This window comes from Zoogloea sp. (genome assembly GCF_041908905.1).
Lineage (GTDB): Bacteria > Pseudomonadota > Gammaproteobacteria > Burkholderiales > Rhodocyclaceae > Zoogloea.
Genome location: NZ_JAYREK010000027.1, coordinates 36120 through 49684, shown reverse-complemented (window position 1 = coordinate 49684; position 13565 = coordinate 36120). Strand labels below are relative to the sequence as shown.

11 protein-coding genes and 1 pseudogene are annotated in these 13565 nt (G+C 67.7%); 6 read left to right on the top strand and 6 right to left on the bottom strand.

Going from position 1 to position 13565, the window contains the following annotated elements:
* The 4 genes and pseudogenes from ACE3OU_RS13870 to ACE3OU_RS13855 form a co-directional block, all read left to right on the top strand.
* A pseudogene (locus ACE3OU_RS13870) lies at nucleotides 1–443 on the top strand (hypothetical protein); the annotation flags it as partial.
* A gap of 48 nt (nucleotides 444–491) precedes the next feature.
* The gene (locus tag ACE3OU_RS13865; RefSeq protein ID WP_374242143.1) at nucleotides 492–998 is read left to right on the top strand and encodes a hypothetical protein; all 507 of its coding nucleotides are present in this window, start codon (nucleotides 492–494) and stop codon (nucleotides 996–998) included.
* On the top strand, nucleotides 986–1705 hold the full coding sequence (locus ACE3OU_RS13860; protein ID WP_374242142.1) for a trypsin-like peptidase domain-containing protein: 720 nt from the start codon (nucleotides 986–988) through the stop codon (nucleotides 1703–1705). The genes ACE3OU_RS13865 and ACE3OU_RS13860 overlap by 13 nt, the downstream gene beginning before the upstream one ends.
* Nucleotides 1659–2147 carry a hypothetical protein gene (locus ACE3OU_RS13855; protein WP_374242141.1) on the top strand — a complete coding sequence of 163 codons (489 nt, stop codon included), beginning with the start codon at nucleotides 1659–1661 and terminating at the stop codon, nucleotides 2145–2147. The genes ACE3OU_RS13860 and ACE3OU_RS13855 overlap by 47 nt, the downstream gene beginning before the upstream one ends.
* 106 nt (nucleotides 2148–2253) lie before the next feature.
* On the opposite strand, the gene ACE3OU_RS13850 is transcribed toward ACE3OU_RS13855, so the two are convergent.
* The gene (locus ACE3OU_RS13850) at nucleotides 2254–3174 is read right to left on the bottom strand and encodes a hydrogen peroxide-inducible genes activator (RefSeq protein ID WP_374242140.1); all 921 of its coding nucleotides are present in this window, start codon (nucleotides 3172–3174) and stop codon (nucleotides 2254–2256) included.
* Nucleotides 3175–3370: 196 nt separating this feature from the next.
* On the opposite strand from ACE3OU_RS13850, the gene ACE3OU_RS13845 reads away from it, so the two are divergent.
* Nucleotides 3371–4873, top strand: a complete 1503-nt coding sequence (locus tag ACE3OU_RS13845; RefSeq protein ID WP_374242139.1) for a DegQ family serine endoprotease — start codon at nucleotides 3371–3373, stop codon at nucleotides 4871–4873.
* Nucleotides 4874–5104: 231 nt separating this feature from the next.
* Nucleotides 5105–7108 (top strand): TonB-dependent receptor plug domain-containing protein, encoded by a 2004-nt coding sequence (locus ACE3OU_RS13840; RefSeq protein ID WP_374242138.1) that lies wholly within the window; start codon nucleotides 5105–5107, stop codon nucleotides 7106–7108.
* Between the two features lie 18 nt (nucleotides 7109–7126).
* Here ACE3OU_RS13840 and ACE3OU_RS13835 read toward each other — a convergent pair whose 3' ends face one another.
* The 5 genes from ACE3OU_RS13835 to ACE3OU_RS13815 form a co-directional block, all read right to left on the bottom strand.
* On the bottom strand, nucleotides 7127–7459 hold the full coding sequence (locus ACE3OU_RS13835) for a P-II family nitrogen regulator (protein WP_374242137.1): 333 nt from the start codon (nucleotides 7457–7459) through the stop codon (nucleotides 7127–7129).
* 62 nt (nucleotides 7460–7521) lie between these two features.
* A complete protein-coding gene (locus tag ACE3OU_RS13830) occupies nucleotides 7522–10623 on the bottom strand; it encodes an efflux RND transporter permease subunit (protein WP_374242136.1) in 3102 nt (1033 codons plus the stop codon).
* Nucleotides 10624–10626: 3 nt separating this feature from the next.
* The gene (locus ACE3OU_RS13825; protein WP_374242135.1) at nucleotides 10627–11823 is read right to left on the bottom strand and encodes an efflux RND transporter periplasmic adaptor subunit; all 1197 of its coding nucleotides are present in this window, start codon (nucleotides 11821–11823) and stop codon (nucleotides 10627–10629) included.
* A 14-nt stretch (nucleotides 11824–11837) separates the two neighbouring features.
* The gene (locus tag ACE3OU_RS13820) at nucleotides 11838–13139 is read right to left on the bottom strand and encodes a TolC family protein (RefSeq protein WP_374242134.1); all 1302 of its coding nucleotides are present in this window, start codon (nucleotides 13137–13139) and stop codon (nucleotides 11838–11840) included.
* A gap of 121 nt (nucleotides 13140–13260) precedes the next feature.
* Nucleotides 13261–13563, bottom strand: a complete 303-nt coding sequence (locus ACE3OU_RS13815; protein ID WP_374242133.1) for a hypothetical protein — start codon at nucleotides 13561–13563, stop codon at nucleotides 13261–13263.
* Nucleotides 13564–13565: the final 2 nt, after the last annotated feature.

The following is a 13565-nucleotide window of genomic DNA, read 5'->3' as shown; positions in this document are numbered from 1 at the left end:
ACACCCTCGCCGAGCAGATCGAGCAGGCGACGATCCTGATGCAGGACGTCAAAGGTGCCCCGAAGCCCCACACCGCCATCGTCGATCTGGGCTATCGGGGGGTTGAAGTGCCGGGAGTCGAGATCATTCATCGCGGCCGGATCAAGAGTCTGAGCGCCCAGGCCCGCCGTCTGCTCAAACGCCGTCAGGCGGTGGAACCCGTGATCGGGCACCTGAAGGACGACTGCGGGCTAAGGCGGAACTGGCTGAAAGGATCGGAAGGGGATGTGCTGCACCCGGTGCTGTGTGCCGCCGGGTACAACCTGCGCTGGTTGATGCGGGCGGTGGCCCGTCTGGGGCTGAAGGCCCTTTTTGCGCTCTGGCTTCTGGTTGGGATGCGTGGGCGGGTGGTCAGCAACGAGCGTTCCTGGCTGCCAGACGGGCCGCGGGCAACGGCAAACTGAATATTTCAGGACCGACTTTATAGACCGCCCACTTATCACGGAGGGAATATGAAGGAATTTTTTGCCTTTATCACTGCACTGTCTGCTGCAATTGGATCTATTTCTTCGTGCAGCGACAAAGCTCAACGCACTCCGTCTGGCCCACCAGCAAGCCAGCAGCAGTCCACCACAGTCATGATCACTCCTTCGCAAAATCTAGCGACGGAGGCCTCCAATGCAAAGGAATCACCGAATAACGCTGAATCGCCTGCACCGCAAAGGCCGTCAATGAGCGTGGTGTCCTCGTCTTTTCCAAGTATCGCAATGGACAAATATCTTGAGCTAAAAGCGCTTAATGCTGCTCCAGTAGTTGGCGATAGCGGGGAAGCTGCAGAAAATCGTCTTATTCATGCGTACCGCAAACTCGAATTGGCCAGTTTTCTTGCAGAGAATGCTCATTTGCTGAAGCAGCTTACTGGAGCAAATTCGGATTATGTCGGAGCCATCGAAGAAGCAGACCGACTACCGTACTACCAAGCTGAAGCAGCTCGTTTGGAATCAGCATGGAAACGATAAAAACCGGCTTCTCCCTCATGCTTTCCGTTTGCCTCGTGGCAGCAGGCTGTGCCTTACCTCAGGCACCAGCGGAAAATCCGAAACACACGCCGTCATGCGCAGTGGGAATTCTGCTCGCCGGGCGAGATCAGGTAAGTACGGTTTTCAAGCTAAAGATAGATAATAATGTTGCTTATCTGACGACAGCTCACTCCCTACCATCCAAACCGAAGGATATGTCGGTGATCTTTCGTTGCAACGGAGCCATGGCGGAACAGCCCGTGCTTACTTCGGAATCTCTGCCTGGCGTGGATGTAGCCCTCCTTGGATTACCGGGACCGCTCTTAGGAATGCCTGCCCTGAAACCCGAACGCGCAACAACAGAGCGAATTCGGATTCCCCACTATCCGAACATGAGCGCCCTTGACCCAAGGCTGGCCGAAATGGCCATTGAGATCGACGGAAAAATTTTCGGCGAGAAGGGCGGCCGTATTTATTACACTGCAACCCCCATACGTATTGGCGCAAGCGGAGCCCCCGTTCTCAATGAAAATGGACGAGTAGTCGGCATCTCAGTGGGGCGCCTGATGGACGGCAACATTTTTTCTGGAATTGGATATGGAGAAACGATTGAAAGAGTGCTTACTGCACTTGCGATCAGGGATCGTTCCGGCAATCGTAATGCAACTGGCAGCATGCTCGACAACGTCGCCACCAATGCATTCTGATAGTGAGATTACCATCAAGCCCGAGCTTAAAGTATATAGCTCAGCAGCAGTCGAGGGATTAAAAATTAACAATCTCTACAACGCTGGTCAGTATAGCGCAGCTTATGATCAGGTCAGGATCTGGTTCGGCGACGATAACAAAGTGTCGAATCTTTTTGACAACCCATCTGTGACCAGTCATGCGCTGCAGGTCTGCGCATGGAAGGGTGACCAAATTCTTCACAGCACCATTTCAAGAAAGTCTAATGCGGCGACTAAAGCAATTAGCGCTCACAAAGCGATCTCAGCGAAAAATTCACTCCCAGACTTCTTAAAACTTAAGGATTATTATCAGTGTTACCTCAGGAGTCGCCCCCCATCTCTTTCGGAATGCGGGGCACAAGTTAGGGAGTTGGTACGCATGACTCCGGAGTACAAGGAAATTTGGGAGCCTGCGAGGTGATCACCACCGCCTCGCTAAGCGGCTACCTTGTAGTAATCTGATTTCCCTGGACTACGCAGGCAATTGTGATCGCATCAGTCCAGCCTGGCCCCCATTCACCCGCCCTTTACCCCCGACCCACCGGCTTCACGCCCTCGAGGGGGCTGTCGAGGATGGCGGCGCGGATCACGTCGATGGCGCCGCTGCGCGGGTAGGTGACGCGCCAGGCCAGCGCGACGCGGCGGAAGGGCTCCGGCGCGGTGAAGGGGCGCACCGAGAGCAGCGTGTTGCCCCCCGGCAGCGGATCGGCGGCGGCGCTGGGCAGCACCGTGATGCCGGCGCCGGTGGCCACCATGTGGCGGATGGTTTCGAGGGAGCTGCCTTCGAGGGTGCGCTGCAGGCCCTCGCCGGAGCGGCACAGCGGGCAAGCTTCGAGCACCTGGTCGCGGAAGCAGTTGCCCGCCCCGAGCAGCAGCAGCGGCGCCTCGGCGAGCCGGCGGGCCTCGATGCGCTCTTCCGACTCCCAGGCATGGCCGGCGGGCAGCAGCACGCGGAAGGGCTCGTCGTACACCGCCTGGGTGACGATGCCGGGCTCCTCGAAGGGCAGCGCCACCACGATCACGTCGAGGTCGCCGCGCTTGAGGGCCTCGGCGAGGCGGGCGGTGTAGTTTTCCTGGATCAGCAGCGGCATCGACGGCGCCGCGGCATGCACCCGGGGGATCAGGTGGGGCAGCAGGTAGGGCCCGATGGTGTAGATCACGCCGAGCTTGAGCGGGCCCGACAGCGGGTCGCGGCCGGCGGTGGCGAGCTCCTTGATCTGCCCCGCCTCGAGGAGCACCTTCTCGGCCTGGGCGACGATGCGCGCGCCGATGTCGGTGATCTTCACGTCGGCGGCGCTGCGCTCGAAGAGGGTGACGGCCAGCTCCTCCTCGAGCTTCTTGATGGCCACCGACAGGGTCGGCTGGCTGACGTTGCAGCGCTCGGCGGCGTGCCCGAAGTGACGTTCGCGGGCGAGGGCCACGAGGTAGCGAAGATCGGTAAGCGTCATGAAAGCACTCCGCGATGGCGATAGGCTTTAACTATACATGGGAACGGGCGCCCGGCTCCCCCTTCCCCGCACCTCACCGCCTCGCGCCCCTTGTTTCCGCGCCGGGCCACCCCAAATTTGTAAGTCGATGTTCGCCCGGGGAACGGCCCGCCCCGGGGCACGTCCATAGTCCCGTGACAAAATTCAGGAGCACCCCATGAAGCCTGCCGTGTTTCGATCCACCCTCGGCGTCTCCGCCATCGTCCTCGCCCTTGCCGGCTGCCTGCAGGAAGGCGGCGCGATCTCCCCGTCCCACGCGGCCAACGGCAGCGCCCCCCCGGTGGTAGCGCCGGCCGCCGCGCCGGCTGCCAGCCGCTACGGCCTGCCCGACTTCTCGGCGCTGGTCGAGCAGGTCGGGCCGGCGGTGGTGAACATCAGCGTGACCCAGAAGGTCGGACGGGGCGACGCCACCGCGGGCGAAGACCCCTTCGCCGACGACCCCTTCTACGACTTCCTGCGCCGCTTCGGCGTGCCGGTGCCAGGCATGCCGGGCAATGGCGGCGGGCGCCGCATGCCCGAGCAGATCCAGCAGGGCGTCGGCTCGGGCTTCATCGTGAGCGCCGACGGCTACGTGCTGACCAACGCCCACGTGGTGGATGGCGCCACCGAGGTCACCGTCAAGCTCACCGACAAGCGCGACTTCAAGGCCAAGGTGGTGGGCGTCGACAAGCGCACCGACGTGGCGCTGCTCAAGATCGACGCCACCGGCCTGCCCTTCGTCAAGACCGGCGACGCCGAACGCAGCAAGGTCGGCGAATGGGTGGTGGCGATGGGCTCGCCCTTCGGCTTCGAGAACACCGTGACGGCCGGCATCATCAGCGCCAAGGCGCGCCGCCTGCCCGACGAGAACTACGTGCCCTTCATCCAGACCGACGTGGCGATCAACCCGGGCAACTCCGGCGGGCCGCTGTTCAACCTGGCCGGCGAGGTGATCGGCATCAACTCTCAGATCTACTCCCGCTCGGGCGGCTTCATGGGCATCTCGTTCGCGATCCCCATCGACGTGGCGATGAAGGTCAAGGACCAGCTCCAGAAATACGGCAAGGTGTCCCGTGGCCGCCTGGGCGTGACGATCCAGGGCCTCGACGCCGAGCTGGCCCAGAACTTCGGCCTGGACAAGCCGGCCGGCGCGCTGGTGGCCAGCGTCGAGAACGGCTCCCCCGCCGCCAAGGCCGGCCTCGCGCCCGGCGACGTGGTGCTCGGCGTGAACGGCCAGAAGGTGGACAACTCCGCCGACCTGCCGCGCATCATCGGCGAACAGAAGCCCGGCTCGGTGGTGCGCCTGTCGATCTGGCGCGACCGCAAGGCCCGCGACATCAACGTGACCCTCGGCGAACAGGCCGGCGAACGGCTCGCCGCGAGCGGCAGCCCCGAAGGCAAGGGCGACAACACCAGCGGCAAGCTGGGGCTCACCGGCCGCGCCCTGACGGCCCAGGAGGCAGCCCGCCTCGGCGTGCCCGGCGGGGTGGTCGTCGAGGGGCTGGGCGGCCCGGCGGCCAAGGCAGGCCTGCAGCCCGGCGACGTGATCCTCGGGGTCAACAACCAGCCGATCACCGGGATAGAGCAGTTCCGCAAGCTCCTCGACGCGGCCGGCAACCGCTTTGCGCTGCTCGTCCAGCGGGGCGGCAGCCGCATCTTCGTGGCCATCCGCCTCGGCTGACGCACGCCTGGCCGGGGAGTGGCGCCCCCCGGCCAGGCGGCCGGGCGCCGGCGAGCGCACACACCGCCACAAATATTACGCAGCGGCACTCGGGGCCGCGTGGCTATAATTGGCGCAAGAATGGTGGGGATATTTCCAGGGCACCAGACTCTGCCCCACGAAAAATAAAAAGCCAGCGCGCCGCCGATGCCCCCTATCCCCCGGACCTTGCTCGTCCTCCTTGCAGGCGCCTTGCCTGCAGGAGCCGCCATTGGCGCCGATCAGGTGGCGTCCGCCGCCAGTGAGTCGCCCTTCTTCGAAGAGCTGCCGACGGTGCTGTCGGCCTCGCGCCTGCCCCAGGTCCTCCACGAGGCGCCGGGGGCCGTCACGATCCTCGACCGGGATTTCATCCGCGCCACCGGCTACCGCGACGTGGCGCGCCTGCTGCGCCTGGTGCCGGGCATGCAGGTCGGCCAGGAGCGCGGCCACGCCCAGTGGGTCACCTACCACGGGCTGAGCGGCGACTTCCCCACCGAGATGCAGGTTCTCATCGACGGCCGCTCGGTGTATGCGGCGGGCTCCTTCGGCGAGGTCGACTGGCCGGCGCTCCCCCTCACCGTCGACGAGATCGAGCGCATCGAGGTCGTCCGCGGCACCAACTCCAACACCTTCGGGGCCAACGCCTTTCTCGGGGTGATCAACATCATCACCCGCGACGCGCGCCAGGACCAGGGCAGCCGCGCCCAGGCCAACCTGGGCAACCATGGCATCGCCGACCTCCAGGCCAGCTGGAGCCACAGCGACGACGGCCTGGGGATGCGCATCGCGGCTGCCCGCACCCGCGACAACGGCTTCAGCGGCATCAACGACTCGCGCGTCAGCCAGACCCTCAGCCTGCGCAGCGACTACCGGCTCGATGCCCGCAACGAGCTCACCGTGCGCGCCGGCGCCAACACCCTCGAACGTGGCCAGGGCTACCCCGACTCGATCTTCGGCAACAACGCCGAGCGCACGCTGGCCACGGAAGCCTACAACCTGCACCTCACCTGGCGCCATACCACCGGCGACGACGGGGAATGGCTGGCCAGCTTCTACCACACCCGCGAGTCCGGCATCGACCACTGGCTGGCCAATGGAGCCTTCAACGGCCGGCTGTTCATCAACGTACCCCTGTCGCGCGACACCACGAGCAGCCGCACCAACGCCGAACTCCAGCACCGCTTCGCCCTCGGCCCCCAGGCGCGGCTGGTGTGGGGCCTGGAGGCGAGGCGCGACGAGGCCAACTCGGTCGGGCTGTTCGCGGGCGGCCAGCCGCCGGCCTACGAGCTCTACCGGGCCTTCTCCAACCTCGACTGGCGGCCGACGCCGGGCTGGCAGCTCAACCTCGGCGCCCTCGTCGAGAAGAACGGCACCGCCGCGCTGCAGTTCGTCCCGCGGGCCTTTGTGAACTGGCAGGCCAGCGCCACCGACACCTTCCGGGCGGGCTACTCGCGGGCCTGGCAGCAGCGCAACCTGTTCGAGCTCTACGGCGACGTGCGCGCCTACGACCCCAAGGGCGCGCCGGGCGCCCCGCCGATCGCCCGGCCCTACGCCCCCAACCCCAACCTGCGCCCCCCCCACGTGGATACCGTGGAGCTGGGCTACCTGGGCCGCTTCCCGCGCCTCGACGCCACCCTCGACGTGCGCGTGTTCAACGAGCGGATCAGCGATTTCGTGGTCCGCTCGCTGCTGCCGGCCTCGCCGCTGAGGCCCCTGGCGCTGCCGCTGCCGACCTCCCAATACACCAACCTCGCCAGCCCGATCGAGCTGCGCGGCGTCGAGTACCAGCTGCGGACCAAGCCCTGGCGCGGCGGCGAGCTGCTGTTCAGCCACACCCTGATCGACCGCCGCACGGACAGCCAGGAGATCCGCCAGCGCACCTCGCCCTACGTGGCCTCCCTCACCTGGCTGCAGGCCTACCCGGACGGCTGGACGAGCACGGCCAGCGGGCTGCGGATGGGGCCGCTGGCGGGCGCAGCGGGCTACGTGCCGGGCTGCGACACCACCTCCCGCGCCTACACCGCCCTCGACCTGCGCGTCGCCCGGGCCTTCCGGCTCGAAGGCCGCCGGGCCGAGGTGGCCGTGAACGGCATCAACCTCGGCGGCCGGCACCAGGAGATCGCCGACCGCTCCGAGCAATGCCTGCCAACCCACCGCGGCACGCCGGTGAACCCGGTCTCGAGCATGGTCTGGACCTCCCTCTCGATCGAACTCTAGGCGGCCCGCGGCGGGGCCTCAGGCGTCGGGGCCGGTGGTCTTGCGGATGAACACCGCCCGCTGCACGTCGCTCACCCACACCAGCCCGTCGCCGGTCTGCCCGGTGGTGGCCACCTGCACGATCTGCTCCACCAGCGTGTCCACCATCTCGTCGGGGGCGATGATCTCGACCCTCACCTTCTCGGTGAAATCCACCAGTTCCTGCTTGATGTTGTGGGGCGTGTGGCGCACCGTCGAGCCGCAACCGAACGCCTTGCTCACCGTCATGCCCGGGAAGCCCGGCAGGGCCCGCAGGGCCTCGCGCAGGCGCGGCAGCTTCTGCGGGCGGATGATGGCGCGGATTTCCTTCATTGTCGTCTCCTTGCGTCGGCGGGCCGCCCGCGGCGGGGCAGCCCGTCCGGATCAGTCAGCGGTCAGGCCTCGTAGGGCGTGTCGTCGAACCACTTGTAGAGGGTGGGCAGCACCACCAGGGTCAAGAGGGTCGAGGTGAGCAGGCCGCCGATCACCACGATGGCGAGGGGACGCTGCACCTCAGAGCCCGGCCCCGTGGCGAACAGGAAGGGGATCAGCGCCAGCAGCGCCACCGTAGCCGTCATCATCACCGGGCGGAAACGCTGGGTCGCCCCTTGCACCACCGCCTCGGCGAGGGAGACCCCCTCCGAGCGCATGTTGCGAATACAGGTGACCAGCACCACCCCGTTGAGCACCGCGATCCCCCACAGGGCGATGAAGCCCACCGAGGCTGGCACCGACAGATATTCACCTGTGAACAGCAACCCCAGCACCCCGCCCACGCTGGCGAAAGGCAGCACCAGAATGATCAGGCTGGCGAGCTTGAGGGAGCCGAAGAGCAGGAACAGCAGGAAGAAGATCGCGCCCACCGTCACCGGGATGATGATGGTCAGGTGGCCCATCGCCCGCTCCAGGTTCTGGAACTGGCCGCCCCACTCGAGGTAATAGCCCTCCTTCAGCTCGACCTTGGCGGCGATGGTCTTCTGCAGCTCGGCGACGAAACCGCCGAGGTCGCGGTCCTTGACGTTGATCGCCACCACCACCCGGCGCTTGGCGAGCTCGCGGGAGATCTGCGCCGGCCCATCGACGATGCGGATGTTGGCCAGATTCTCCAGCGCCACCTGCACGCCGCCGGGGGCGCTGACCAGCACCTTGCCGATCTTCTCGACGTTGTCGCGGAAGCTCTCGGGCAGGCGCACCACCGAGGCGAAGCGGCGCTCCCCCTCATACACCTCGGTGGCCTGCTTGCCGCCGATGGCCGCCTCGATCACGTCGTTCACGTCCGACACGTTGAGGCCGTGACGGGCGATCGCGCCCCGGTCGATCTCGATCGACAGATATTGCTGGCCGGTGATGCGCTCGACGCGGATGTCGGTGGCGCCGGCCACGCCGGCTGCCACGCGGGCGATCTCGTCGGCCTTCTGCTTGAGCAGGGCGAGGTCGTCGCCGAAGACCTTGACGGCCACGTCCGAGCGCACGCCGGTGACCATCTCGTCCACCCGGTCGGAGATCGGCTGGGCCATCACCACCTGGGCGCCGGGCAGCACCTTGAGCTTCTCGCGCATGGCGTCGGTGATGTCGTCCTGGGTCCAGCCGGCCGGCCACTCATCGCGGGGCTTGAGGCTCACGATGGGGGTCGATTCGTTCTGGCCCTGGGGGTCGGCCGGGGATTCGCCACGGCCGACGCCGGAGATCGCCGACTTCACGCCCGGCACCTCCATCACCAGCTTCATCGCCTGCATCTCCATCTTGATCGACTCGTCGAGGGAGATGTTGGGCACCCGGTTGATGCCCGGCACCACCGAGCCCTCCTTCATCTCGGGGATGAAGGCCGTGCCCAGGAAGGGGAACATCCCGAGGGTCGCCACCAGCAGCACCGCGCTGCCCGCCACCACCTTGCGGCTGTTGCCGACCGCCCAGTGGAGCATCTTGAGGTAGGGCGCCTTGATCTTCGCGATCAGCCAGGTGTCGTGGCCCGGGCCGCCCTTCAGCAGGTAGGACGACAGCACCGGCGTGAGCGTGAGCGACAGGAACAGCGACACCGCCAGCGCGATGGCGATGGTGTAGGCCAGCGGGGCGAACATCTTGCCCTCCATGCCCTGCAGGGTCATCAGCGGCAGGAACACCAGGATGATGATGCTGACCCCGAAGATCACCGGCGTGGCCACCTCCTGCACCGCGTCGAAGATGATGCGGGCCTTGCTCTCGCCGCGGTCGGCGGCGTGGCCGAGGCGCTCGAAGGCGTTCTCGACCACCACCACCGAGCCGTCCACCATCAGGCCGATGGCGATCGCCAGGCCCCCCAGCGACATCAGGTTGGCGGAGATGCCGTAGTGGTTCATCGCCATGAAGGTGAGCAGCGGGGTGAGCACCAGGGTCGCCACCACGATCAGGCTGGAGCGCACGTCGCCGAGGAACAGGAAGAGCACCACCACCACCAGCACGACACCCTCGAGCAGCACCTTGGTGACGGTCCACAGGGCCGCGTCGACGAGCTCCGAGCGGTCGTAGTAGGGCACGATCTTCAGGCCGTCGGGCAGCATGCCCTTCTCGTTGATCTCGGCCACCCGCGCCTGGATGCGGCTCACCACCTCCTTGGCGTTGCCGCCGCGCAGCATCATCACCACGCCGCCGACCGCCTCGGTGGTGCCGTTCTTGACCACCGCGCCCTGGCGCACCTCGTGGCCGAAGGTCACCTCGGCCACATCGCGCACATACACCGGCGTGCCGCCGACCTCCTTGAGCACGATGGCGCCGATATCGGACAGGTTCTTGACCAGGCCGACGCCGCGGATCAGGTACTGCTCGGCGTACTGGGGCAGGATGCCGCCGCCCGAGTTGGCGTTGTTGCGCGCCACCGCTTCATACACGTCGCGCACCGTGAGCTGGTAGTGACGCAGGCGGTCGGGGTTCACCAGCACCTGGTACTGGCGGTTGTAGCCGCCCTGGGAGTTGATCTCGGCCACGCCGGGAATCGAGCGCAGCAGCGGGCGCACCACCCAGTCCTGCACGATGCGCCGCTCGGTGAGCTCCGCCTCGGTGAGCTGGCGGTCGCCGTCGTCCGGGTGGTCGAGGGTGTATTGGTACACCTCGCCAAGGCCGGTGGACACCGGCCCGAGCACCGGCACCACGCCCTCGGGCATCCGGCTGCCCACCTCGAGCAGGCGCTCCATCACCAGCTGACGCGCGAAGTACACGTCGGTGGCGTCGGTGAACACCAGGGTGATCAGCGACAAGCCCGGCTTGTTGAGGGAGCGCATCTCCTCGAGCCCGGGCAGGCCGGTCATCGAGATTTCGAGGGGCACCGTGACGAAACGCTCGACCTCCTCGGGCGAGCGGCCCGGCGCCTCGGTGGCGATCTGCACCTGCACGTTGGTGACGTCGGGGAAGGCATCCACCGACAGCTGGCGCGCCGCGTTGAAGCCGAAGGCGAGCAGCACCACCGCCACCACGACCACCACCAAGCGCTGCTGGAGCGCCGTCCTGACAAGGGATTGGATCATGCGTTACTCCAGTTCCTTGCGCTTGCGCTCGTTGTTGAGATGGAAGGCCCCCGTGGCCACGATGGGCTCGCCGGCCTTCAGCCCGTCGAGCACCGGGCGCTGGCCGCCGCTCTCGGGGCCGAGGCGCACGGGCGTCAGGCGGAAGGTCCGCGGCGCGATTTCGACGAACACGTGGTCGGCGTTGTTCTCGCGCACCACCGCCTCGGCGGGCACCACGATGCGCTGCGCCGGCGCGGCCTGGATCAGCATGGTCGCCAGCATCGCCGGCTTGAGCTGGCGCTCGGCGTTGTTCACCCGGCTGCGCACGGTGACCGTGCGGGTCTCCGGGTTCACCGTGTCGGCCACGTAGATGAGCTTGCCGGTGAGCCGCGCGCCCAGCGCCGGCACCTCGATGTCCACCTGCTGGCCGGCACGCACCAGCGCCGCCTGCTGCTCGGGCACCTCGGCGGTCACCCACACCTCGGACAGGTCGGCCACCACGTACAGCGCGTCGGCGGGCTGGACCACCTGGCCCTGGGTGATGCTGCGCTCGACGACGGTGCCGGCCACCGTGGACACCACCGGCGTCACCGAATTGATCGCCCCGTTGTTGCCCAGCCGGGAGATCGCCGCGGCGGACATGCCGAGCACCCGCAGCTGGTCGGCGGCGGCGCGCTGCTCGGCCGAGGCGATCGCCAGCTCGCTCTCGCGGCGCTGGAGTTCGGCGCGGCCGATCACGTCGGCGGCGAACAGCTGGCGCGCCCGCTCCACGCTGCGCGCCTGCAGGTCGGCCTGGGCGCGGGCCTTGATGTAGTCGAGCTGGGACTGGCCGAGCTCGGTACTGTTGATCACCGCCAGCGCGTCGCCGACCTTGACCGTCTGGCCCAGGCGCGCGTTGATCTCGATGACCCGGCCGGTCACCGTCGCGCCGATGCGCGACACCCGGTATTCGTCGAAGTCGACCCGGCCGGCCACCCGCAGCGTATCGGACACCGAACGCGCGCCCGCCGGCACCACCTTGAGCGCGGTGCCGAAATCGGGGGCGGCGCTGACCACCAGCGGATCGGGCCGGGCGGCCTTCTCGCCGGCATTGAGGGCGGTGGACACCTCGTCGGCCGCCGGCTTGCCGTTGGTGTTGGCGGACTCCTTGCAGCCGGCAAGGAGGAAGGCGGCCGTCAGCACGGCCAGGGCGAGGGGCTGGATCTTGAGTCTGGGTTTCATGGCGAGGGTCCGGATCATTGGGGCGCGCGCAGGCGCTCGATTTCGATGGCGGCCAGCTGCAGCGCGTAGCGGGCGGCGATGAGTTCGTTACGGGCGGCACGGAAGACGCGCTGGGCGTCCAGGTATTCGAGGATGCCGCGCTCGCCGAAGCGGTAGGCCGCCTCGGCGACCTTCATGGTGGACTCGGCCTCGCGCAGGATGCCGTTCTCCAGGGCATTGACCTGGGTGCGGGCGATCTCGTATTCCCGGTAGGCACCCTCCAGGGCCTGCACCAGCATCAGCTGCTGGCTGGCCTCCTCGCTGCGGCTGCGCGACAGCAGCGCGGTCGCCTCGGCCACCGGCCCCTTGCGGCGATCCCAGATCGGCACGTTGACCACCACGCCAAGACGGGTGTCGCGCAGCTCGCGGTCCTGCTCCTCGGCCACCTTGAGGGCCACCTCCGGCTGGCGGCGCAGGCGCTCCAGGTCGAGCTGGCGCTCGGCCCGGCGCACGTCGGCGCGGCTGCGCAGCAACTCGGGGTTGCGCGCCAGCAGGTCGGCGCGCAACTCGTCGAGGGACGGCACCACCGGATTGCGGGCAAGGCTGCCTTCCACCTGGAAATCGGCAGGCAGCGACGGCCCGACCACGGTACGCAGCGCGGCCCGGGCCTGGGCGATGCGCAGGCCCGCGCTCTCGGCCGCCTTCTGGGCGTTGAGCAGCTCGGTGTCGGCCTTGATCAGCTCGTAGCGCGGCGATTCGCCGGTGTTCACCCGCACCGCCACCTTGCTGCGGATCTGCTCGGCGATGCCCAGGTCTTCCTGGCTCGCCCGCAGCTCGGCCTGGCGGCGCAGCATGTCGAAGAAGCGCTGGTCGAGCCGCGCCAGCAGGTCGTTGCGCAGGCCGCGGCGCTCGGCCTCGCGGGCCTCCAGGCCGAAACGCGCCGCGTCGAGGCGGGCCTCGCGCTGCCACGGGTTGTCGAGGCGCTGGGTCAGCGCCAGGCTGCGGACGCTGCCGTCCACCGCGCCGGGCAGGCGGGCCTGGCTGCGGCCGGCCAGAAACTCGACGTCGGGGTTGGGATAGGCGGCCGCCGTGGTGAGCTGGGCCTGGCCCGCCTCGACATAGGCGTCGGCCGCCGCGAGGGACGGGTGCGTGGCGCGGGCCATGTCGCGCAGGGCGGCGAGGGAGAACGCCGCAACGGGCGCCGCAGCCGCAGCCGCAGCCGGGGCCGCGGCGGGCGCCAGCGCCGGCCGGCCGGGCACCACGTCACCACCCGAGGCCGCGAAGCCGGGAAAGACCGCCGCGGAAAGGGCGACGGCAACACAGATTTTGCTGATCATTGGAATCTTTCGGCGCCCGGGCGGCGCCGTCTGGCTGGTTGGACGGCAGAGGGCGGCGCGCGGCAGAGCCCCGCCCGATCGGGCGGAATACAGCCGAAGAGCCACCCGCGAAGGGTGTCGGTCAGACCCGTCGCGGGGGCGGAGAGGTGGGGCGGGGAAGGATGGGGCTGAAGGCGGGCAGCACGGGCGTCGGCCGCACCTCCAGAAGCAGGCGCGACGGCTGGGCGAACACGCTGACGATGCCGGGGCAGTCCTGGGGATCGCCCCCGTCGCCGTCGAAGACCAGCTGGCTCAAATGTTCCACCTGCCCCTGGTCGGCCAGCTCGAAGGCCGAATCACAGGCGTCCTGGGCGCTGGCGGCGCCCGCCCACATCAGGACGAGGCAGGCGAGCAGCAGGGAGAGGAGGCGGCGGACTAATTGCATTG